The sequence below is a fragment of the Zobellella maritima genome (genome assembly GCF_003075035.1).
Lineage (GTDB): Bacteria > Pseudomonadota > Gammaproteobacteria > Enterobacterales > Aeromonadaceae > Oceanimonas > Oceanimonas maritima.
Genome location: NZ_QCZE01000001.1, coordinates 1,336,590 through 1,358,694 on the forward strand (window position 1 = coordinate 1,336,590; position 22,105 = coordinate 1,358,694).

General features: G+C 59.3%; 18 protein-coding genes. 12 read left to right on the top strand and 6 right to left on the bottom strand.

All coding sequences use genetic code 11. The features are described from left to right. The first annotated feature begins 85 nt into the window (after positions 1-85). From ubiG to yfaE, 5 genes are all read left to right on the top strand, one after another. Positions 86-787 (top strand): bifunctional 2-polyprenyl-6-hydroxyphenol methylase/3-demethylubiquinol 3-O-methyltransferase UbiG, encoded by a 702-nt coding sequence (ubiG, locus tag DCS96_RS06110; RefSeq protein WP_116473422.1) that lies wholly within the window; start codon positions 86-88, stop codon positions 785-787. Continuing rightward, a complete protein-coding gene (locus tag DCS96_RS06115) occupies positions 787-1,464 on the top strand; it encodes an HAD family hydrolase (protein WP_116473423.1) in 678 nt (225 codons plus the stop codon). Before ubiG ends, DCS96_RS06115 begins: the two co-directional genes overlap by 1 nt. Before the next feature lie 345 nt (positions 1,465-1,809). Then, positions 1,810-4,089, top strand: coding sequence for a class 1a ribonucleoside-diphosphate reductase subunit alpha (nrdA, locus tag DCS96_RS06120; RefSeq protein ID WP_116473424.1), 2,280 nt, complete (start codon positions 1,810-1,812; stop codon positions 4,087-4,089). Positions 4,090-4,374: 285 nt separating this feature from the next. Next, positions 4,375-5,508 carry a class Ia ribonucleoside-diphosphate reductase subunit beta gene (nrdB, locus tag DCS96_RS06125; protein ID WP_116473425.1) on the top strand — a complete coding sequence of 378 codons (1,134 nt, stop codon included), beginning with the start codon at positions 4,375-4,377 and terminating at the stop codon, positions 5,506-5,508. Then, a complete protein-coding gene (gene yfaE, locus DCS96_RS06130; RefSeq protein ID WP_116473426.1) occupies positions 5,505-5,777 on the top strand; it encodes a class I ribonucleotide reductase maintenance protein YfaE in 273 nt (90 codons plus the stop codon). The genes nrdB and yfaE overlap by 4 nt, the downstream gene beginning before the upstream one ends. Before the next feature lie 198 nt (positions 5,778-5,975). On the opposite strand, the gene DCS96_RS06135 is transcribed toward yfaE, so the two are convergent. After that, positions 5,976-7,370 (bottom strand): DEAD/DEAH box helicase, encoded by a 1,395-nt coding sequence (locus DCS96_RS06135; RefSeq protein WP_116473427.1) that lies wholly within the window; start codon positions 7,368-7,370, stop codon positions 5,976-5,978. 487 nt (positions 7,371-7,857) lie between these two features. After that, positions 7,858-8,169 (bottom strand): DUF6172 family protein, encoded by a 312-nt coding sequence (locus tag DCS96_RS06140; RefSeq protein ID WP_116473428.1) that lies wholly within the window; start codon positions 8,167-8,169, stop codon positions 7,858-7,860. A gap of 331 nt (positions 8,170-8,500) precedes the next feature. On the opposite strand from DCS96_RS06140, the gene DCS96_RS06145 reads away from it, so the two are divergent. Continuing rightward, the gene (locus DCS96_RS06145) at positions 8,501-8,794 is read left to right on the top strand and encodes a DUF6482 family protein (protein WP_269801914.1); all 294 of its coding nucleotides are present in this window, start codon (positions 8,501-8,503) and stop codon (positions 8,792-8,794) included. Positions 8,795-8,886: 92 nt separating this feature from the next. On the opposite strand, the gene ppsA is transcribed toward DCS96_RS06145, so the two are convergent. Further along, a complete protein-coding gene (gene ppsA / locus DCS96_RS06150) occupies positions 8,887-11,268 on the bottom strand; it encodes a phosphoenolpyruvate synthase (protein ID WP_116473430.1) in 2,382 nt (793 codons plus the stop codon). Positions 11,269-11,456: 188 nt separating this feature from the next. On the opposite strand from ppsA, the gene ppsR reads away from it, so the two are divergent. Together ppsR and DCS96_RS06160 are read left to right on the top strand one after the other, a co-directional pair. Next, on the top strand, positions 11,457-12,269 hold the full coding sequence (ppsR, locus tag DCS96_RS06155) for a posphoenolpyruvate synthetase regulatory kinase/phosphorylase PpsR (RefSeq protein WP_116473431.1): 813 nt from the start codon (positions 11,457-11,459) through the stop codon (positions 12,267-12,269). Between the two features lie 272 nt (positions 12,270-12,541). Beyond that, positions 12,542-13,957: a uracil-xanthine permease family protein gene (locus DCS96_RS06160; protein WP_116473432.1), complete on the top strand. Its 1,416-nt coding sequence runs from the start codon at positions 12,542-12,544 to the stop codon at positions 13,955-13,957. A gap of 81 nt (positions 13,958-14,038) precedes the next feature. Here DCS96_RS06160 and DCS96_RS06165 read toward each other — a convergent pair whose 3' ends face one another. Beyond that, a complete protein-coding gene (locus tag DCS96_RS06165; RefSeq protein WP_116473433.1) occupies positions 14,039-14,341 on the bottom strand; it encodes a putative quinol monooxygenase in 303 nt (100 codons plus the stop codon). 77 nt (positions 14,342-14,418) lie between these two features. Between DCS96_RS06165 and DCS96_RS06170 the strand changes: the two genes are divergently transcribed. From DCS96_RS06170 to DCS96_RS06185, 4 genes are all read left to right on the top strand, one after another. Further along, a complete protein-coding gene (locus DCS96_RS06170; RefSeq protein ID WP_116473434.1) occupies positions 14,419-14,832 on the top strand; it encodes a VOC family protein in 414 nt (137 codons plus the stop codon). A 120-nt stretch (positions 14,833-14,952) separates the two neighbouring features. Then, positions 14,953-15,993, top strand: a complete 1,041-nt coding sequence (locus DCS96_RS06175) for a 3-deoxy-7-phosphoheptulonate synthase (RefSeq protein ID WP_116473435.1) — start codon at positions 14,953-14,955, stop codon at positions 15,991-15,993. Between the two features lie 95 nt (positions 15,994-16,088). Continuing rightward, positions 16,089-17,105, top strand: a complete 1,017-nt coding sequence (locus DCS96_RS06180; protein WP_116473436.1) for an efflux RND transporter periplasmic adaptor subunit — start codon at positions 16,089-16,091, stop codon at positions 17,103-17,105. Further along, positions 17,083-20,136, top strand: a complete 3,054-nt coding sequence (locus tag DCS96_RS06185; protein ID WP_116473437.1) for an efflux RND transporter permease subunit — start codon at positions 17,083-17,085, stop codon at positions 20,134-20,136. Before DCS96_RS06180 ends, DCS96_RS06185 begins: the two co-directional genes overlap by 23 nt. A 70-nt stretch (positions 20,137-20,206) precedes the next feature. Here DCS96_RS06185 and DCS96_RS06190 read toward each other — a convergent pair whose 3' ends face one another. Together DCS96_RS06190 and btuC are read right to left on the bottom strand one after the other, a co-directional pair. Then, entirely contained in the window at positions 20,207-20,959 is a 753-nt protein-coding gene (locus DCS96_RS06190) for an ABC transporter ATP-binding protein (RefSeq protein ID WP_116473438.1), read from the bottom strand. Beyond that, positions 20,946-21,956, bottom strand: coding sequence for a vitamin B12 ABC transporter permease BtuC (gene btuC, locus DCS96_RS06195; RefSeq protein ID WP_116473439.1), 1,011 nt, complete (start codon positions 21,954-21,956; stop codon positions 20,946-20,948). Before btuC ends, DCS96_RS06190 begins: the two co-directional genes overlap by 14 nt. Positions 21,957-22,105: the final 149 nt, after the last annotated feature.

Here is a 22,105-nt window from a genome sequence, read left to right on the forward strand (position 1 = left end):
AAACCACAGCAGTCATGCTGGCAGCGAAAAAGGAGTCGGCTATAATGGCTGCTCTTAACTTTGCCAATCATTTAAGGCGTTGCCCGTGAATGTAGACCAACAGGAAATAGACAAATTCGAGGCCATGGCCTCCCGCTGGTGGGATCTGGAAGGCGACTTCAAACCCCTGCATAAACTCAACCCCGTGCGCCTGAACTGGATTGCCGACAAGGCCGGCGGCCTGTTTGGCAAACGGATAGTGGACATCGGCTGCGGCGGCGGCATCCTGAGCGAAAGCATGGCCCGGGAAGGCGCCGAGGTCACCGGGGTCGATATGGGCAAGGAACCGCTGACGGTCGCCCGCCTGCATGCCCTGGAGATGGGGGTCAGCGTCGATTATCGCCAGGCCACCGCCGAACAGCTGGCCGAGCAACAGCCGGAGCAATTTGATCTGGTCACCTGTATGGAAATGCTCGAGCATGTCCCCGAGCCCGCCTCTGTAGTGCAGGCCTGTGCCACGCTGGCTAAGCCCGGTGCGCCCCTGGTGTTTTCCACCATCAACCGCAATCCCAAGTCCTGGCTGATGATGATCGCCGCCGCCGAGCACCTGTTCAAGATGGTGCCCAAGGGCACCCATGATCACCGCAAATTCATCACCCCCGCCGAACTGTGCCACTATATCGAACAGGCCGGTCTGGTGGTCAGGGACATCAGCGGTGTGGTCTACCGGCCGCTGTCGGACAGTTTCACGCTCAGCCCGGACGCGGATGTAAACTATATGGTGTATGCCATCAAACCGGAGCTCTGATGCAGACCAAGGCGGTATTGTTCGATCTGGATGGTACCCTGCTGGATACCGCAGGGGATATGGGGGCGGCGGCCAATCATGTGATCCAGAGCCTGGGGCTGCCGCCCCTGTCCGACGACGTTATCCGCTCCACTACCTCGGACGGCTCCTATGCTCTGCTGCAGGCCGGCATTCATGCGGCACTGATCGAACAACTCGGGCTCGAACAACTGCGCCGCCGTATGCTCGACTACTATGCCCTCAACCTGTGCGTCCATACTCGTCCCTACCGGGGCATACCGGCGGTTATCGACTGGCTGGACAACCGGCAGATCCCATGGGGCATCGTCACCAACAAGCCGTCCGCCCTGACCTTGCCGCTGCTGGCCACCCTTCCCCAGTTTGCCCGTTGCGGCGTCACCGTCAGCGCCGATACCCTGCCCCGCAAGAAACCCCATCCCGATCCCCTGTTGTATGCCGCCGAGTGCCTGGCGGTGGCGCCCGGCCACTGCCTCTATATCGGCGATCATCAACGGGATGTCGAAGCCGGCCGAGCGGCGGGCATGGCCACCGCCGTCGCCGCCTGGGGCTATATTGCAGCAGACACCGCCCTGCCCCAGTGGCAGGCCGACCATATCATCGACTCGGTACAGGACTTCGGCCGCTGGCTGGAAGATACATTCGGCACCAACTGCTGAGGGATCGAGCAGGATCTCCATTGGCCCGTTTTGGCAAGCCATTTATTTGAAAAAAAGTTTCGATGAGGCCATAAAATCACCGCAGTTTTGTAAGCTCCTCATAGGAAACGCAGTAGCAGTTAGTGAGCACAAACCCCGAAAAGATCCACACAGATTATCCACAGAGTATGCAGATCCCTCGGCTTGAAAATAAGGGGGGCACCCACTATCTTGTAGTCCATCTTCAATACTACAACTATATGTTGTGCATTCCTCTCAATATTGGACCACAATAATGAGAGGTGAGGCTTGGGCCGCTCAACCGCCCACAGCCCTGCGCAATAACAATGGGAGACGGTCCGTTCCATGAATAAACATCTGCTGGTTACCAAACGTAGTGGCGCCCAAGAGCCTATCGATCTGGACAAGATCCATAGGGTAATCACCTGGGCCGCCGAAGGACTGGACAATGTCTCCGTCTCCCAGGTGGAGCTGCGCTCTCATATCCAGTTCTATGATGGTATCCGCACCGAAGATATTCATGAAACCATCATCAAGGCCGCCGCCGATCTGATCTCCGAGCAGACCCCGGACTATCAGTATCTGGCCGCCCGCCTGGCCGTCTTCCACCTGCGCAAGAAGGCCTTCGGCCAGTTCGAGCCGCCCCATTTCCATGACCATGTGGTCCGGCTCACCGAGATGGGCAAGTACGACCAGCATATCCTGGCCGACTACAGCCGCGACGAGTTCGAAGCCCTGCACGCCCATCTGGTGCATGAGCGCGACCTGACTTTCTCCTATGCGGCGGTCAAGCAGCTCGAAGGCAAATACCTGGTACAAAACCGGGTAACCGGCGACATTTACGAAAGCCCCCAGTTCCTCTACATGCTGGTGGCCGCCTGCCTGTTCTCCAAGTATCCCAAGGAGACCCGGCTCGACTATGTGACCCGTTTCTATGATGCGGTATCCCAGTTCAAGGTGTCGCTGCCCACACCCATCATGTCCGGCGTGCGTACCCCTACCCGTCAGTTCAGCTCCTGCGTACTGATCGAATGCGGCGACAGCCTGGATTCCATCAATGCCACCTCCGGCGCCATCGTGCGTTATGTGTCCCAGCGTGCCGGCATTGGCATCAACGCCGGCCGCATCCGCGCCCTGGGCAGCCCCATCCGGGGCGGCGAAGCCTTCCACACCGGCTGTATCCCCTTCTACAAGCACTTCCAGACCGCGGTCAAGTGCTGCTCCCAGGGCGGCGTGCGCGGCGGCGCCGCCACCCTCTTCTACCCCATGTGGCACCTGGAAGTGGAATCCCTGCTGGTGTTGAAAAACAACCGCGGCGTGGAAGAAAACCGGGTCCGCCATATGGACTACGGCGTACAGATCAACCGGTTGATGTACCAGCGGCTGATCAAGGGCGGCGACATCACCCTGTTCTCGCCTTCCGATGTGCCCGGTCTGTACGACGCCTTCTTCGAGGATCAGGCAAAGTTCGAGCAGCTGTATGTGCAGTACGAGCAGGATGACAGCATCCGCAAACGTACCATCAAGGCGCTGGAACTGTTCTCGCTGATGATGCAGGAGCGGGCCGGCACCGGCCGTATCTACATCCAGAACGTGGATCACTGCAACACCCACAGCCCGTTCGACCCCAAGGTGGCCCCGGTGCGCCAGAGCAACCTGTGCCTGGAAATCGCCCTGCCCACCAAGCCACTGATGGACATCAACGACGAAAACGGCGAAATTGCACTCTGTACCCTGTCGGCCTTCAACCTGGGCGCCATCGATAGCCTGGACGAGCTGGAAGAGCTGGCCGAGCTCGCGGTTCGCGCCCTCGACGCCCTGCTCGACTATCAGGATTACCCGCTGCTGGCTGCCCAGAAAGGCTCCATGAACCGCCGCACCCTGGGTATTGGCGTGATCAACTATGCCTATTACCTGGCCAAGCACGGGGTTAAGTACTCCGACGGCAGCGCCATCGGCCTGACCCACAAGACCTTCGAGGCCATCCAGTACTACCTGCTGAAAGCATCGGTCAAGCTGGCCAAGGAATTCGGTCCCTGCCCGGCCTTTAATGAAACCACCTATGCCCAGGGCGTGCTGCCTATCGATACCTACAAGAAAGACTTGGACGGTATCTGCCAGGAGCCGCTGTACCTGGACTGGGAAGCCCTGCGCGAACAGATCAAGACGGTGGGCCTGCGCAACAGCACCCTGACCGCGCTGATGCCGTCCGAGACCTCAAGTCAGATCTCCAATGCCACCAACGGCATAGAGCCGCCCCGTGGCCTGGTGTCGGTCAAGGCTTCGAAAGACGGCATCCTCAAGCAGGTGGTGCCCGACTATGCCGAGCTGAAGGATCAATACGAACTGCTGTGGAAAATGCCCTCCAACGACGGTTACCTGCAGCTGGTTGGGGTCATGCAGAAATTTGTCGACCAGGCCATTTCCGCCAACACCAACTATGATCCGGCCCGTTTCGAGGGAGGCCGGGTGCCGATGAAGCAGTTGCTGAAAGATCTGCTCACCGCCTACAAGTTCGGTCTCAAGACCCTGTATTACCATAACACCCGTGATGGTGCCGCTGACGCCCAGAACGATATGCAGGAAGAAGACGACGGCTGTGCCGGCGGCGCCTGCAAAATTTAAGTCATGACGGCGGGGTGAAGCCCCGCCTTGATGCGTAATGCCCGTCAGTCAAGTGCTATCGGGAGAAGAGAACCCCATGCCAACACGCAGCATACAATGGTCACCTTCGTTTTTACCTGCTGCGAACATTCACCGGATGTTCGGTCAGGTAAAAAACTCGGTACAAGCGAGCAAGCTCGCCCATCTATGCTCGGCGACGGCACCCCTGCCGTCGACGGTTGGCCTGGGGCCCCTCTTATCCCTCTTTTCTGGCTAGCATTGCGCCTTATGCGCGGAATAATAGAAATGTCTTACACTACTTTCAGTCAAGTTCAGAACGATCATATGAAAGAACCCATGTTCCTCGGCAATCCGGTGAACGTGGCCCGCTATGATCTGCAAAAATACGATATCTTCGAGAAACTGATCGAGAAGCAGCTGTCCTTCTTCTGGCGTCCGGAAGAAGTGGACGTGTCCCAGGACAGGATCGACTACCAGGCCCTGCCCGAGCACGAGAAGCATATCTTCATCAGTAACCTCAAGTATCAGACCCTGCTGGATTCCATCCAGGGCCGCAGCCCCAACGTGGCGCTGTTGCCGCTGGTGTCGATCCCCGAGCTGGAAACCTGGATTGAAACCTGGGCGTTTTCCGAGACCATCCACTCGCGCTCCTACACCCATATCATCCGTAATATCGTCAATAACCCGGCCACCGTGTTCGATGATATCGTGGCCAACGAACATATCCTCAAGCGGGCACGGGACATCGCCGGCTACTACGATGAGCTTATCGAATACACCAACTTCTATCATCTGTACGGAGAAGGCGAGCACGAGATCAAGGGCCGCAAGGTCACCGTCAACCGCTACGAGCTGAAGAAGAAGCTCTACCTGTGCCTGATGTGCGTCAACGCCCTGGAAGCGATCCGCTTCTATGTGAGCTTCGCCTGCTCCTTCGCCTTCGCCGAACGCGAGCTGATGGAAGGCAACGCCAAGATCATCAAGCTGATCGCCCGCGACGAAGCCCTGCACCTGACCGGCACCCAGCATATGCTCAATATCCTGCGCGCAGGCGAGGACGATCCGGAAATGGCCCAGGTGGCCAAGGACTGTGAGCAACAGTGCTTCGAGCTGTTCAAGGCCGCCGCCATTCAGGAAAAGGAGTGGGCCGAATACCTGTTCAAGGATGGCTCCATGATCGGCCTGAACAAAGACATACTGTGCCAGTACGTGGAATACATCACCAACCTGCGCATGCAGGCGGTGGGCCTGTCCCCGGCCTTTGACGGCGCCAAGCAGAATCCCATTCCCTGGATCAATGCCTGGCTGTCGTCCGACAACGTACAGGTGGCCCCACAGGAAGTGGAGGTCAGCTCCTACCTGGTCGGCCAGATCGACTCCCAGATGAGCCACGACGATCTGGGTGACTTCGAGCTGTGAGCCAAATCCACACCCGGCATGCGAGTTTTACCCTGCGAGCGGGGGAAACCCTGCTCGACGGGCTGGAGCGCACCGGCCATGCGGTGGAATACCAGTGCCGCAGCGGTTACTGCGGCTCCTGTCGCACCACCCTGCTGGCCGGCCAGGTGCGCTACCAGGAGATCCCCCTGGCCTGCGTGGCCAAGGACGAAATCCTGCCTTGCTGCTGCCGGCCGGTGGGTAACATCACCCTCGGCATAGAAGCCGAACCGGTAAAGAAGCAGGCTTAGACCATCCGGCATTCCTGCTGAATACTCAATGGCAGCCAGCTCCCTCCGGCTTTGGCTTGCTGCCGGATCTGTAACGCGCCTTGCCCAAAAAGGAAAGCCCCGGACATCATGGTCCGGGGCTTCCTATTTAAGCGTTCCTCATCGTGCTGCACAGGTCAGGGCAGCACGCAGCCTCGCCAAGTGGCACCGATTTTTTAGTTAACGTGAATATTGCTCGGCGCGTTTCCCCCGTAAAATTTTCTTCTTCGGGCCGCTATTTTTTTGCGCGTTCGTCTTTTTCAAGCGCACGGGCTTCGCCGTGGTCTTATTGCTCGTCCCTTCACCCGGCTTGGCGCGACCTTGCTTACCCTTGTGATGGGTATCATGTGAACCTTCCAGCTCGATAACGGTTTCACTGGCTCTGTTCGAGCGGCCGGACAGGACCTTAAGCGAGATACTTTTTAACAGTGAGCCACGGCTACTCACTTCAAAGCCCGGCTTGATAATGCGTTTGATGTCGGTACCAATCAGCTTTTGAATGCGTACCAGGGCTTGCTCTTCTTCACGACTGACGAATGAAATGGCAGTACCTTTCGCCCCTGCCCGTCCCGTGCGACCGATACGATGGACGTAATCTTCCGGCAGATATGGCAAGTTAAAGTTCACCACATAATCCAGGCCTTGAATATCCAGCCCCCGGGCGGCAACCTCGGTGGCGATCAGGATTTGCAATTTGCCGGATTTAAAATCAGCGATAGCGCGACGTCTCGACCCCTGGCTTTTATCGCCATGACAAACCGCTGCCTCGATCTTGCTCTTTTTAAGGCCGGCCAATAGTCGGTCGGCCTGCTCCTTGGTACTGGTAAACACCAAAACCTGAAACCAGTTATTCTCTGCCAATAACTGTTCAAACAGTTCGATCTTGCGACTTTCTTCTACCGGATACACCGCATGCCTTACGGTATCAGCCGTACTATTGATTTTAGTCACACGGATGTGCTGATGATTGTTCAGAATCTTATGTGACAACTCATTTACGGCGGGTGACGTGGTGGCTGAAAACAGCAGGGTCTGACGGGTCGGAGCTGTCAACTGCATCAACTTCAGCACATCGGTGATAAAGCCCATATCCAACATACGGTCGGCTTCATCCAGCACCACAAACTCGACATCACTTAATGCGACGTTACCCAGGGTAAGGTGCTCTAACAAACGGCCGGGGGTGGAAATCACGATATCAACGCCCGCTCTTAGTTTGTTGGCCTGGCCACCCATTTTAACGCCGCCATAGAGTGCCGTCACACCGAGAGGCAAAAACTGCGCATAAGCACCGATGGCGTCGGATAATTGCTCTGCCAATTCTCGGGTGGGCGTCAGGATCAATGCACGCGGGCGCCGTTCGACGGCTTTTTTGGGTTTATCCAGCAGGCGTTGTAAAACAGGAATAGCAAAGGCAGCGGTTTTACCTGTTCCCGTTTGTGCGGTCACTTGCAAGTCTTTACCGCGGCGGGCGGGCACAATGGCCTGCTTTTGTACGGGGGTCATAACACTGTAGCCACATCCAACAAGAGCTCGTTGCAGCTCAGGAGCCAAATCTAAAGATGAAAATTGCATGAGTTATCCTCTGTAGAGTCGCTACAGTCAAAAAATCGAGGGCAGAATATACAGTATTTTGGCGGTCGAGGTGAGGATTGATTGTGCTTTTGAGTAAACTGCCGTTGGAATCGCAACATCGCCGTTGCTGCCGACGCTCGCCAGTTATGGAGCTCCACTCGTCCAGGATTGCTGTTTTAAGCGCAACAACGGCCCCGCTCCTCGGGGTACTCCGACGGGATCCGCGACCCACCCGGCAGCATCCGTGTCGATTGCGCTATGGCAGGATTGGAAACCGCGGCCCGGGGCCATGATGCCCGTGGCAATACCACTGCTCGATGCGCTGTTCATCCAACCGATGAGTGAGCCGTGATCAAGCGAGGCCCGCTTGTATTGTCGCCAGGTGCTGAGATTGTGTCTGCCTTATCCATTCGTCTGCTCCCGCGCCCGTTCGTCAGGAGCCAGGCTCACGGGAGAGGCAGAAAGCTCTCAGGCAACATGGCGCTTGTTAATCCTGCTCCTCGACTGCAGCATTCGGCCGCGGCGCGTGGTTACAGGCTCTGGCCAGAATCTCTACATAGAAGCCGGGTAGTTCCTGCGCCACGGCGGCATCGATATGTTTATTGATTTCAGACGTATAGATCTCTACTGCTGTATCCTCTGACGCACCAAAGCGACAATCGAAAGTCCAGTAGTCCATACCTGCAGGCAGCGTCTTGCGGCGCTCTCTGTTAAGGTACTTTTTAATATCATGCTTGATTGAGTCTACCAGCCGGGCTGGTTTCAGCTTGGGATGGGTTAAAGCGATGGTCTTTTTCATGGAATTCCTACAGAAGCACACTCAACAGTAAAAGCTGAATGATCGTTAAAAAGCGCATTCTACATGGATGGCTGGCAGATCACTGTCATTTTCTGCGGTTTTCTACCCAGCCAAAGACCAGGCTATGCCCCATCGCCTCACGGTTACTTCATGGCTGGAAGTAACAAAATGGAACCGCCCGACTTTGTCGATACTTGCCGGTCAATGTGCGGCCATCGACAGCCGCACATTGACCGGCCCCTGACGCGCATCGAAGGTGCCGGCCCCGAGCCGGGATCAGGCTCTAACCGCTTTCCGGCTGACTATACTCTGTATGAGTGTGTTGACAGCGATGACGACCCGTTTCGTTCACATTCGGCACAACCCCGGAGGCAATATGAATCTGTTTATTGAATCGATTGAAGGCGGCACCTATCTCGCCAGCATGGTCGACGGGCAGGATAAAAAACTGGTCAGGGATAAACACAACCACCCCATGGCCTTTCATTGCCTGAATGAAATCAAGGAGCATTTCGCACACCAAACGTTTGACGAAGTGTGGCTGAAACAAGCCACGCCCTATGACGAAATGTGCGGCTCGGACATCAACCAGGAAAAACTGGAAATGCTGGTAGACTGGCATTAATGCCGCCGCTGGCTAAACAACCACAGACAGATGAAAAACAACAAGGGCGCCCGCAGGCGCCCTTGTTCAACTATGTTACTCAGCGTGTCGGCTTATGCTTCTTCGCCGAACTGCTTGGCCAGGTACAGCCAGGTGTCGACCACGGTATCCGGGTTGAGAGATACGGAGTCGATGCCCTGTTCCACCAGCCAGGCTGCGAAGTCGGCGTGGTCGGACGGACCCTGACCACAGATGCCCACGTACTTGCCGGCCTTGCGGGCGGCCTGGATGGCCATCGACAACAGCGCCTTGACCGCGTCGTCACGCTCATCGAAGGAGCCGGCCACCAGACCGGAGTCCCGATCCAGGCCCAGGGTCAGCTGGGTCATATCGTTGGAGCCGATGGAGAAACCGTCGAAGTATGACAGGAACTTGTCGGCCAGCAGGGCGTTGGACGGCAGCTCGCACATCATGATCACCTTGAGGCCGGCTTCACCGCGCTTGAGGCCGTTCTCCGCCAGAATGTCGATAACAGAGGCCGCTTCGGACAGGGTACGCACGAAGGGGATCATGATCTCGACATTGGTCAGACCCATATCGTCACGCACCCGTTTGACCGCCTCGCACTCCATGGCGAAACAGGCACGGAAGTCGTCGGAGATATAGCGGGAAGCGCCGCGGAAACCCAGCATGGGGTTTTCTTCGTCCGGTTCAAAGGCATCGCCGCCCATCAGGTTGGCATATTCATTCGACTTGAAGTCGGACAGGCGCACAATCACCCGCTCCGGCCAGAAGGCGGCGGCCAGGGTGGCGATGCCCTCGGTCAGCTTGCCGACAAAGAATTCGCGCGGGCTGTCGTAACCGGCGATCTGTTCGTCGATCTTCACCTTCAGCTCGGGGCTCTGCTTGTCGTATTCCAGCAACGCCTTGGGGTGTACGCCGATCATCCGGTTGATGATAAATTCCAGGCGCGCCAGGCCCACGCCCGCGTTGGGTAGCTGGGCAAAGTCGAAGGCCCGATCCGGGTTACCCACGTTCATCATCACCTTGACCGGTGATACCGGCATGGAGCCGACTTCGGAGGTGGACACATTAAAATCCAACTTGCCCTGGTAGATAAAGCCGGTGTCACCCTCGGCACAGGACACAGTGACTTCCTGGCCGGTCTGGATACGGTCGGTGGCATCGCCACAGCCGACCACGGCGGGAATCCCCAGCTCGCGGGCGATGATGGCAGCGTGGCAGGTACGACCGCCACGGTTGGTGACGATGGCCGCGGCCCGCTTCATGATCGGCTCCCAGTCCGGATCGGTCATGTCGGTGACCAGCACGTCGCCGGCCTTGATGTCATCCATCTGTTCGATGGAGGCGATGACTTTGGCGGCACCGGCACCGATCTTCTGGCCGATGGCCCGGCCTTCGGCAATCACTTCCCCTTTCTGGCTGAGCGCGAAACGCTCCAGCACATTGGCGTCCTGGCGGCTGCGCACGGTTTCGGGGCGAGCCTGTACGATATACAGCTTGCCGTCGACCCCGTCCTTGGCCCACTCGATGTCCATCGGGCGACCATAATGCTGTTCGATGATCATCGCCTGCTTGGCGAGTTCCATCACTTCGTCGTTGGTCAGAGAGAAGCTGCGACGCTCGCTCAGGCTGGTTTCCTTGATGTCGACCTGCTTGCCCAACTCGACCCCCTCTGCATAGATCATCTTCTGCAGCTTGGAGCCCAGGGTCTTGCGCACCACCGCCGGGCGACCGGCCTGGAGGGTCGGCTTGTGCACATAGAATTCGTCCGGGTTAACCGCCCCCTGCACCACCATCTCGCCCAGGCCCCAGGAGGAGGTAATGAACACCACCTGATCGAAGCCGGATTCGGTGTCCAGGGTGAACATCACGCCGGAGGCGGCGATGTCGGACCGCACCATGCGCTGGATACCGGCGGACAGCGCCACGCCTCGGTGATCATAGCCCTGGTGTACCCGGTAGGAGATGGCCCTGTCGTTGAACAGAGAAGCGAATACGTGCTTGATAGCCACCATAACGGCATCCAGGCCACGCACGTTGAGGAAGGTTTCCTGCTGCCCGGCGAACGAGGCATCGGGCATATCTTCGGCGGTGGCGGAAGAGCGCACGGCGAACGAAGCCTGATCACCGGCCTGACCGGCCAGCTGATGATAGGCATCGGCGATGGCCTGCTCCAGCTCGGGCAGGAAGGGAGTGTCGATCACCCACTGACGGATGGTACGACCGGCTTCTCCCAGGGCCGCAATATCGTCCACATTCAGGCTGTCAAGCAACGCATGAATGCGATCATTGAGGCCGCTTTGCTCAAGAAACTCATTAAAAGCATGGGCCGTAGTGGCAAAGCCACCGGGCACGGATACACCGGCACCGGCCAGCTGGCTGATCATTTCGCCCAAAGAGGCATTCTTGCCACCCACCCGGTCCACATCGTGCATACCGAGCTGTTCGTACCAAATCACATTATCCTGCACTGCGACGTCTCCATTAATTAGCCGAAGGTTCCGTTCAATCTTACTGCGAAAATGCACATGCCTGGTTTCACTCTTTTATTATTTACGTTCGCTTATGGGCGCATGCACGAGATGATTCTACAATGGCGCCAAAAAGCGGGTAAACGGTTTACCCAAGGCAAATGTTAAAAGTGAGACCTGGAGGTCCCATGCACACGGTTTTTTATGTTTCTGATGGGACGGCGATCACAGCCGAGGTATTCGGCCATGCGGTGTTGAGCCAGTTCCCGTTGCCTTTTGAACAATTCAGCATGCCCTTTGTCGAAGACCAGGAGAAGGCGCTGGCCGTCAAGGAGCGCATCAATCAGTGTTACCATCAAAGCGGCAAACAGCCACTGGTGTTCCATACCATAGTGGACGACAAGGTGCGCCATATCATCACCGACAGCGACGCCATGTGTTATGACTTCCTCAATACCTTCGTCGCCCCCATCGAACAGCAGCTGGGGGTCAAGGCCGAGCCACGCACCCACAGGACCCACGGCATGGACAACCGCCAGCATTACGATGCGCGCATCGATGCGGTCAACTATGCCCTGGACAACGATGACGGCATCAACACCAAGGAATACGACGAGGCAGACATCATACTGGTGGGCGTGTCCCGCTGCGGCAAGACCCCCACCAGCCTGTACCTGGCCCTGCAATTCGGCATCCGGGTCGCCAACTATCCCTTTATCGATCAGGACATGAAGCACCTGACCCTGCCGCCCATGCTCAAGGCCAACCGCCACAAGCTGTTCGGCCTGACCATAGACGCCAACCGGCTGCAGGAAATTCGCCAGCGCCGCCGGGCCGACAGCCGCTATGCGGATCCGGAGCAGTGCCGCTACGAGCTGAACCAGATAGAACGGCTGTTCCGTATGGAGGCCATCCCCTTTATCGACACCACCTTCCACTCGGTCGAGGAAATATCGGTCAAGATCCTGGAGCGTGCCGGTATCCGCCGCCGTATTTTCTAATGCCTGCCTGGCCGGGCCATCCCTGCCCGGCCCTTTCCCAGCCTCGCTCTCGCCTACCTTTCCCTTGTTGTTCAACCTCCTGCATTATGTAAAACACAACATATTAATTTTTTGTTTACAGAAATGTACACATTAATGGATAATGAATCACATCAATCATTCGATAACAGAGATACAACAGCAGCTCAACACAACTGATACGCCGATGCGTAACCAGCTCAATATGGATTGAAGAAGCCAACGACAAAAGAAATCATCAGGGACTCGTCTTTATGAACACCACCAACCAGAACAAATCGGTATTCGATTTTTATGGAAAACCCTCGCTGGGCAAGGCCTTACCGCTGTCTTTTCAACACATACTCGCCATGATCATGGGGGCCGTTACCCCCCCCCTTATCGTTGCTGGGGTGTCCGGTGCCAATGCCTATGAGACGATGCTGCTGATCCAGGTCGCCCTGCTGTTTTCGGGCATCTCGACCCTGCTGCAACTCTACCCCGTCGGCAGGCTGGGAGCCGGACTGCCGACCATCTTCGGCGTCGGCTTTGCCTATGTACCGACCCTGATCGCCATCGGCAGCGTCTATGGTGTACCCGGTATCCTGGGTGCCCAGATAGCCGGCGGTATCTCCATGATAGTGGTCGGTATCTTTATCAAACAGATCCGCCACTTGTTTCCCCCCGTGGTGGCCGGCACAGTCGTACTGGTGATCGGCCTGTCCCTGTATGATATCGCCATCAAATACATGGCCGGCAGCGGTAATATCAATGCCGCCGGGTTCGGCAGCGGTGAAAACTGGCTGGTGGGTCTGACCACCCTGGCCGTGGTGCTGTGCTGTTCGCAGTTTGCCAAGGGCTATCTGCGCCTGGCGGCCATCATCTGCGGCATCCTGGTCGGCTATGTGATGGCCTTCGTGTTCGGCATGGTCGATTTTTCCAGGCTGGCCGACGCCCCCTGGTTGCTGGTGCCCACGCCCTTCGCGCTGGGCATTGAATTTCACACCACCGCCATCATCTCCATGGTGGTGATCTGTGTCGTCAACTCGGTGCAGACCATCGGTGATCTGTCGGCCACCACGGTCGGCGGCATGAATCGCGAGCTGGCAGACAAGGAACTGTCCGGGGGCCTGCTGGGCAATGGAGTCTGTACCCTGTTCGGCTCTCTGTTCGGTGCACTGCCGACCGCCTCGTTCAGCCAGAACGTGGGTATCGTCGCCATGACCAAGGTGATCAGCAGGTATGTACTGGGGGTGGCGGCGGTATTCCTGATCCTGGCCGGCTTTATGCCCAAGTTCGGTGCCCTGATGACCACCATTCCCTATCCGGTACTGGGCGGCGCCACCATCATCGTCTTCGGCATGATCACCATGACCGGCATCCAGTTGCTGATCAAGGACGAACTCTCTTCCAGAAACGTCACCATAGTGGCCCTGTCGCTGGCACTGGCCATGGGCATCAAGGCGGTGCCCGAGGCGATCGGGCAACTGCCGGACACCCTGAATATGCTGGTCAGCTCACCGGTGATCGTGGCCGCCGTCATGGCCTTTACCCTCAACATGGCACTGCCGAAGAAGACGCTGCTGGACGAGGCCCGGGAACGGGAACAAATTGAACAGGAAATGAACGGCGAGGAAGGAAAAAAGCCCGCCTTTAACAACAAGGCCGCAGAAGTGAAAGCCACCCACTGACCCGGCTGCCAACCCGGTCCACGACTATAGAGCCGGTCCCATGACCGGCTTTTTTATGCCAAAAACGACAAAAACAGGCAATCAGCGCCCCGGATTGAGCGCCAGTACCTCGGCCCGGATCACCGACTGCTCGGCGATCAGCGGGTTCACCAGGGCCCGGCTGCGCTGATAATGGGGGGTTTCCTTATGGGCGGCCAGCGCGGCTTCATCCTCGTAGACTTCATACAGATAAAACAGCTCGGGATCCGCCTTATCCTGCAGCACATCAAATACATGGCAGCCCGGCTCATCCCGCACCGAGGCCGCTGCATTTTCCTGCATGACCGGCAGGAACTGCTCCCGGGTACCGGCCTTGAGCCTGGTTTTGACAATAATCGAATACAAGGTAGACTCCTTAACAAATGCTCCAAAAAACATAAAAATAGTACACAATATTTTCAATAAATATACAAGGAGTCCCCATGGAAAGACCTGGACGCTTAAACGGCATGCGCCATATCGCCTTCGTGATGCCCAACCTGGAAGAGTGTGAACGTTTCTACGTAGACATTTTGGGGATGGAAGTACTGAACCGGGCCAGCAAAAACCTGGTCTACCTGACCTGCGGCAACGACAACCTGTCCCTCGGTCGCGGTGAGGCGACAACCGGCGGCCAACAGCGTATGGATCACTTCGGCTTTGTGGTCGACACCAGGGAGGAGCTGGATGCCTGGTATCGTTATTTCCAAAGTAAAGGCGTGCCACTGCTCGACCAGCCTCATGACCACTCGGACGGCGCCCGCAGTTTTCATATTACGGACCCCGCCGGCAATGTGATCCAGCCCATCTATCATCCTGCCATTTCCGGACAGCGGTTCAGTTCCCCGGGTAACTGACTCCCTTTGAGTACCCCATCCGATGATAATAAAGCCGGCAGGTTTTCAGCCTGCCGGCTTTCCGTTATGGTAGTGACATAGTGCGCCCGCACGCCAACTTTCCATCTTTTTGAGAACACTATGTCGATACACACAGACGAATTAAGAAGCCGCCGACTGGACCGCCTGATCACGCCCAAGGCATTGAGCCAGGCCTATCCGCTGACCGACGCCATGGCCGAGACGGTGCTCGGGGCGCGGGCCGAGATAGAAGCCATCCTCAAGGGTGAAGATCCCCGCCTGCTGGTTATTGTCGGGCCCTGTTCGGTGCACGACACCGAGGCCGCCCTGGCCTATGCCGAGCGACTGAACGCCCTGCGTCTGCGCTATCGGGATCGGCTGTGCATCGTGATGCGCACCTATTTTGAAAAGCCGCGCACTATCGTCGGCTGGAAGGGCCTAATCAACGATCCGCACCTGGACGGCAGTTTCGATGTCAACACCGGCCTGCGCCTGGCCCGCAAGCTGCTGTGCGATATCAATGCCCTGGGATTGCCCACCGCCACCGAATTCCTGGATATGGTGACCGGGCAGTATATTGCCGATCTGATCAGCTGGGGCGCCATCGGTGCCCGCACCACCGAATCCCAGGTACACCGGGAAATGGCCTCGGCCCTCTCCTGCCCGGTCGGGTTCAAAAACGGTACCGACGGCAATATCCAGATCGCCCTGGACGCGGTGCGCGCCGCCAGCTACGGCCATATCTTCTGCTCTCCCGATAAAGACGGCCAGATGACCATCTACCAGACCCAGGGCAATCCCTTCGGCCACCTGATCCTCCGCGGCGGCAAGGCCCCCAACTATGATGCCGACAGCATCGCCCTGGCTGCCGAGGGCTTAAGCCAGGCCGGCCTGACCCCACGACTGGTCGTGGATCTGAGCCACGGCAACAGCCTGAAACAGCACAGCCGCCAGCTGCTGGTGGCCGAAGATATCTGCCGCCAACTCCGTCAGGGCAGCCGGCATATTGCCGGTATCATGGCCGAAAGCTTTATCGTGGAAGGCAACCAGCCGGTGGTAGACGGCAAGGCCGCCGTGTTCGGCCAGAGCATCACCGATGCCTGCCTGGGCTGGAGCGACAGCGAACGCCTGCTGACCATGCTGCATGACGCGCTAGCCTGATCGTTAACAGGCCCGGATCAGGGCCTGTGTCACCCTCATCGACGACCGGCTTTCCTCTATGCTTGTGGTAACCCATCAACAAGCAGGAGGCATGGATGAAGCTAATCACCGGGATACTGCTGCTGCTGGCCTGCCCGGTACTGGCGCAGGTCCCGGTCAGGATCGCTCCCCTGTCCGCCCTTACCCAGCCTCAGCGACACAGCGCACCGGCCAGGGTAGTCAACGACCAGCAAGCCCTGCTGGCCGCCCGCATCTCCGGGGAAATCAGCCGAGTCCTGGTCCGGGTTGGTGACCGAGTCGCACAGGGGCAGCTGCTGCTCGAACTGGATTGCCGGGATCAAGAATTGAGCCGCCGGCAGCTGGCCGCAGCCCTGGAACAGCTACAGGCTCGCCATCCACTGCTGACCCGCCGTCTGGCCCGCGCCCGCTCCCTGTATAGCCAAAACAACCTGCCCGAGGAAACACTGGATCAGCGCCGCAGCGCGCTGGCGGTGCTCAATGCCGATATCAGATCCGCCCAGGCCACCCTGGCCAGGGCCGAACTGGATATCGAACGCTGCCGCATTGCAGCCCCCTTCGACGCCACCATTCTGGAACAACTGACTGCCACCGGTACCCTGGTGCAGGCCGGCGCCCCCTTGTTCCGGGTACAGCAGGAACAGGGCGCCGAGCTGAGCGTGCAGTTGCCCCCCGAGCGGGTGGTCCGGGTTCGTCGGGCCGAGCGCCTCTGGTTCGAGTTTGCCGGCCGGGCCTATCCGGTGCGGCTGCGCCGGGCAGTCGATCAGATCAAGGCCGGTCGCACCCAGGAGCTGCGCCTCGACTTTACCCATAACCGCCCCCTCACGGGTGCCGCCGGGGTACTGATCTGGCAGGCAGCCGAGCCGCTGCTGCCGGCCAACCTGCTGGTCAGACACGATAACCGGCTGGGCGTCATGGTGGTAAATCGGGATCGGGCCCGTTTCGTACCCTTGCCGGATGCCATCGAAGGCCAGGCCAGTACCATCGCCCTGCCGGCCGACACCCGGGTGATCATCGAAGGACAATTTACCGTGCGCGACGACGACCCGATCCGGGTCGAGGGCAGCCTCGATGATACAGCGCCTGCTCACTAATCATGTCCTGGCCAATCTGACCTTCCTGCTGGTGCTGGTAGTAGGCGCCATTGGCTATGGGCAACTGCCGCGTCAACAGGATCCCACCATCAACTTCAATTGGCTGGCGATTACCACCGCCCTGCCCGGAGCCGCTGCCGAAGATGTAGAGCGTCAGGTAACCAATCCGCTGGAAGAGGCCCTGCGCACCATTCCCGACACCATGTTCGTTTCCTCCAACAGCCGGGAAAATGTCTCCAGCCTGCTGATCCGCTTCAAGGACATAGACAGCCGCACCTACGACAAGCGCGTACAGAGCGTGCGCCGGGAGCTGAGCAACGCCGAAGACGAACTGCCCGAACTGGCTTCCTCCCCCTTTGTGCTGGAAATCACCTCGGCCAACGCCTTCCCCACCGTAACCCTGGCGGTGGTAGGCACCGCCAACGACGAAAACCTGCGCCGCCAGGCCTTTGCCATCCGCCAGGACCTGGAGCGCCTCAATGGAGTGGACAGGGTCGATCCCATCGGCCTGCACAGGCCAGAGCTTCAGGTACGCTTCGATCCCGAGCGGCTGGCGGGCCAGGGGCTGTCACCGGTGCAACTGGCCGACGCCGTGGCGCTCTGGTTCCGGGATATTGCCGCCGGCCGGGTGTCGGTCGAGGAACAGGCCTGGCTGGTACGGCTGATCGGCCGGGAGCCCGATGCCGATGCCCTCAAGCAACTGCCCCTGGTGGGCCTGGACCGGCATCTCCGCCTGGCGGATTTGGCCGAGGTGCGCCAGGCGCGGCGCGATCCCCGCCAGCTGGCCCGGGTAAACGGCCGGCCGGCAGTCCTGATGTCGGTGATGAAACAGGGAGACGCCAATACCCTGGCACTGGTGGCTCGCGTCCAGGACTATCTGCACAGCCGCAACCGGCTCGGCGTACAGACCGGTGTCGAACTGATCCTGATCGATGACCAGACCATTCCCACCCGCAATGCCATCCGGGTGATGCAGACCAATGCACTAATCGGCCTGAGCCTAGTGCTGCTGGTCGCCTGGCTGTTTCTGGGCCTGCGCATCGCCCTGCTCACTGCCATCGGCATTCCCTTTATCCTGGCCGGCACCTTCCTCGTGCTCTGGGTCGGCGGCGAAACCCTGAACGTCGTAGTGCTGCTGGGGGTGGTGATCGTTCTGGGCATGCTGGTGGACGACGCCGTGGTGGTGGTTGAATCGATCTATTACCGCCTTAACCGGGGCTCGGCGCCTCTGGATGCCTGCCTGGGCGCCATTGCCGAAGTCGGCCGGCCTGTACTCAGCGCCGTGCTCACCACCATGGCGGCCTTCCTGCCACTCATGTTGCTGCCCGGCATCCTCGGCCAGTTTATGAAGGTGATCCCCATGGTGGTCAGCCTGGCCCTGGCCATTTCGCTACTGGAAGCCTTCTGGATGCTGCCCGCCCATGTGCTGGCGGCCCGGGTCCGCTTTCACCGGCACAGCCGGGGGGCACGTTTTCGCCGACGGATGGCTCGCCGGCTGCAGCGGCTGTATCTGCGCTACCTGCTCAAGGCCATGCGACACCCCTGGCTGACCTTTGGCCTGATCGGCAGCCTGTTCCTCGCCGCCCTGCTGTCTCTGGCCCTGGGGCTGATCCGCATGGACTTCTTTGCCTCGGATCCCCTGCGCCTGTTCTACATCACCCTGGAAATGCCGGCCCATACCCGGGTGCAGGATACCCAGGCCAAGGTGCAGCAGCTGGAGCGGATAGTGCGGGCACACCTGGATCACGACGAGATCCGCGCCATCGCCGGTTACGGCGGCCAGAAGTTTACCGATCGAGAGCCCCTGTTCGGCGACCACTACGGCCAGCTGCTGGTGGGGCTAAGACCCAAGCCGCCGGATGGCAGGGAAGTGGCCGAGATCATCGACAGCCTGCGCCAGCCCGTTGCCAGCCTGCCCGGCCCCCTGAATCTGACCTTTCTGACCCTGGCCGGCGGGCCGCCAGTGTCCCGCCCGATCAGCATCAAGGTGCGTGGTAACGAGGTCGACGAAGTCACCCGGGCAGCCCGGGCGTTGCAGCAAATGTTGACCGAAATAGAGGGAGTGACGGACATCGGCAATGACGCCGGTGGCGGACGCATGGCGTTGACTCTGACCCCCGATTACGAAGCGATTATCCAGGCCGGGCTTGACCCGCTGCAGGTGCTGCGCACCCTCAACCTGCTGGTGGACGGCGAGCTGGTCGCCGATCTGCAGCACCAGGGGCAGAAACTGGAAATCAGGGTACAGGCCAAAGCAGCCCGGCTAACGGATATCCGCCAGCTACTGGACTTTCAGTTACCGGGCCCCGCGGGCGCCACGCCGCTCAGCCAGCTGGTGCACGCCGAGCACCGCCAGAGCCAGGCCAATATCCGCCATTACAATTTCCGGCGGGCCATCACGGTGGAGGCCTCGCTCGCCGAGGGCGGTCCCGATACCCTGACGGCCAATCGGCTGATCAAGGAACGCTGGGACCGGCAATATCAGGCCAGGTTCGCCAATATCGATCTGGATTTTTCCGGCGAACTTGACGACATACAGCAAAGCCTGGATGCCATGGGCCGGCTGTTTCTGCTGGGGGTGGGTGTCATGTACCTGATTCTGGGCACCCAGTTCAACAGCTATTTCCAACCGCTGCTGATCCTGGCGACCGTGCCCATGGCCTTTACCGGGGTAGTATTCGGCCTGCTGCTGAGCAATAACCCGCTCAGCCTCTATACCCTGTACGGGGTGGTGGCCCTGGCCGGTATCGCGGTCAATTCGGCCATCGTGCTGATCAGTGCCGCCAACCAGCGCCGCCAGGCGGGCATGGGTCTGCTCCACGCCACCCTGTTCGCCGCCCGGCGGCGGCTGATACCTATCCTGATCACGTCGCTGACCACCATCGCCGGGCTGTTTTCCCTGGCCACCGGACTGGCCGGCCATTCGTTGGTCTGGGGGCCGGTCGCCACCGCCATTGTCTGGGGGCTGTCGGTGTCCACCCTGCTCACCCTGTTCGCCATTCCCCTGCTGTATCGGCAGTTTAATCAATGAGGTGAAAACACCGAAGCAACCCGGCGCCGGGTTAAAACCTGATCTACGAAACTGATTGGCTATAGCCAATTTAATCCAGCGGCACAAACACCTGGCTGCCGTCCTGTTCCAGTTGCCGGGTGCGCACCCCGAACACCTGATCAATTAAGCAGCAGGTGATCACCTCTGGCCCGCCCCTGGCCACCAGTTGTCCCTGTTGCAGACACCAGAGTTCATCACCGTAATGGCAGGCCAGGTTGATATCATGGATGGACACCACCACTGCCAGTCCCTGCCGGCTGAGTTGCTGCAACACCCGCAATACGCTCAGCTGGTGCTGCCAATCCAGGCTGGCCAAGGGCTCGTCCAGCAACAGCAGGCGGGCCTGTGAATTCACCGAAGGGCTTACCTGCACCAGGGTCTTCGCAATCATCAGCCGTTGTTGTTCGCCCCCCGACAAGCTGCTGACAGTGCGTTCTAACAGGCTGGCCAACCCCAGCGGTTCGGTGAGGTCGGCAATGGCCTGGCACACCGCCTCGCTCACCCCGCCGATGGGCTCGGCGCCCAGCGCCAGCAGCTCGAAACCGCGCAGCCCAAGGGGCATGGTCTGCTGCTGGCCGAGCAGGGCCCGCCGCCGGGCCAGTTCGGCCAATCCATAACGTTCCAGGCGCCGTTCGTCCAGGCTGATTTTACCCTGCCCGGACAACAGGCCCGCCGCCCCCGCCAACAGGCTGGACTTGCCGCTGCCATTGGGTCCCAACAGGCAGGTCAGCCTGCCCGGCTGAAAATGTCCGCTGACAGGACCGATACGGCCGGGCACCGCAAAACCTTCAAACGCCAGCATGGCGGCGTACCAGTAAATAGAGGAACAGAGGCGCCCCCAGGGTAGCGGTCACCGCCCCGATGGGCAATTCACCGTTGCTGATCCCCTGACGGGCGGCGATATCGGCCAGGGTCAGGAAGCAACCGCCGGCCAGCATGGATGCGGGCAATAAAAAACGCTGCTGGCCCCCCACCCGCAGGCGCAGCAAGTGCGGTACCACCAGACCAATAAAACCAATCACCCCCGCCATCGCCACGCAAAAGGCGGTCAGCAAACACACCGCCAGCACCAGCAGGGGGCGCAGCCGTCGGGTATTGAGCCCCAGCAGACGCGCCTGATTCTCACCCAGGGCCAGCAGATCCAGCTTGGCGCCCTGCCTGCCCAGCCATAACAGCACCGCCAGCGGTACCAGCCATAACCAGAGGCTGAGCTGCTGACCATAGCCCAGGCTGCCCATCATCCAGAACAGGAAGGTGCGCAGGGAGGCATCATCGGCCAGATACAGCAGCCAGGTCATGATGGCATTGGCAAAGATACCCACCGCCACGCCGAACAGCAGTAGCTGGCCCGCTCCCAGCCACTGGCGGCGCGCCAGGGTCAACAGGGCCAGGGTCACCAGCCAGGCACCAAGAAAGGCTGCCAATGACAGGCTCCAGTGCGGCAGCACCCATCCCAGGTGCGCGCCCAGCGCCAGGGTACTCACCGCGGCCAGGCTGGCGCCGCTGGAAATACCGATCAGGCCGGGTTCGGCCAGCGGATTGTGCAGCAAAACCTGTAGCACGGCGCCACACAGGGCCAGGCTGGCCCCGACCAGGATGGCCAGCAGGGTACGCGGCAACCGCAGTTGCCAGAACACCTGCCGCTCCAAGGGCGACAGCTCTCGCCACAGGGCGTCCAGCCCGACGTCGAAGGCGCCCAGGTGCAGGCTGAGTGCGGCGCTGAAAAACAGGACAAGGGCCAGTCCCCATAGCCAGCGTTTTTGTCTGTCTTGCTGTCGTTGAAGAGGAAGTGCGAGCAACGGCGGACACCGATTGGAAAAAAGGGCATGGTACCATCCTGATGCGCCACCACAAGCCTGCCGGGGACGACAAGTTTATCCCCTGAAAATGTCGTGGGCTTGCTAAAATGACAGATAACAAGGTTGTGATTGGGGGACTGAATCTCTAC

Bases quoted from the DNA above. Each gene is read 5' to 3' on its own strand.
- DCS96_RS06115 (WP_116473423.1), top strand. From the start codon at position 787: ATGCAGACCAAGGCGGTATTGTTCGATCTGGATGGTACCCTGCTGGAT.
- nrdA (WP_116473424.1), top strand. From the start codon at position 1,810: ATGAATAAACATCTGCTGGTTACCAAACGTAGTGGCGCCCAAGAGCCT.
- nrdB (WP_116473425.1), top strand. From the start codon at position 4,375: ATGTCTTACACTACTTTCAGTCAAGTTCAGAACGATCATATGAAAGAA.
- DCS96_RS06135 (WP_116473427.1), bottom strand. From the start codon at position 7,370: ATGCAATTTTCATCTTTAGATTTGGCTCCTGAGCTGCAACGAGCTCTT.
- DCS96_RS06140 (WP_116473428.1), bottom strand. From the start codon at position 8,169: ATGAAAAAGACCATCGCTTTAACCCATCCCAAGCTGAAACCAGCCCGG.
- DCS96_RS06145 (WP_269801914.1), top strand. From the start codon at position 8,501: ATGACGACCCGTTTCGTTCACATTCGGCACAACCCCGGAGGCAATATG.
- ppsR (WP_116473431.1), top strand. From the start codon at position 11,457: ATGCACACGGTTTTTTATGTTTCTGATGGGACGGCGATCACAGCCGAG.
- DCS96_RS06160 (WP_116473432.1), top strand. From the start codon at position 12,542: ATGAACACCACCAACCAGAACAAATCGGTATTCGATTTTTATGGAAAA.
- DCS96_RS06170 (WP_116473434.1), top strand. From the start codon at position 14,419: ATGGAAAGACCTGGACGCTTAAACGGCATGCGCCATATCGCCTTCGTG.
- DCS96_RS06175 (WP_116473435.1), top strand. From the start codon at position 14,953: ATGTCGATACACACAGACGAATTAAGAAGCCGCCGACTGGACCGCCTG.
- DCS96_RS06180 (WP_116473436.1), top strand. From the start codon at position 16,089: ATGAAGCTAATCACCGGGATACTGCTGCTGCTGGCCTGCCCGGTACTG.
- DCS96_RS06185 (WP_116473437.1), top strand. From the start codon at position 17,083: ATGATACAGCGCCTGCTCACTAATCATGTCCTGGCCAATCTGACCTTC.
- DCS96_RS06190 (WP_116473438.1), bottom strand. From the start codon at position 20,959: ATGCTGGCGTTTGAAGGTTTTGCGGTGCCCGGCCGTATCGGTCCTGTC.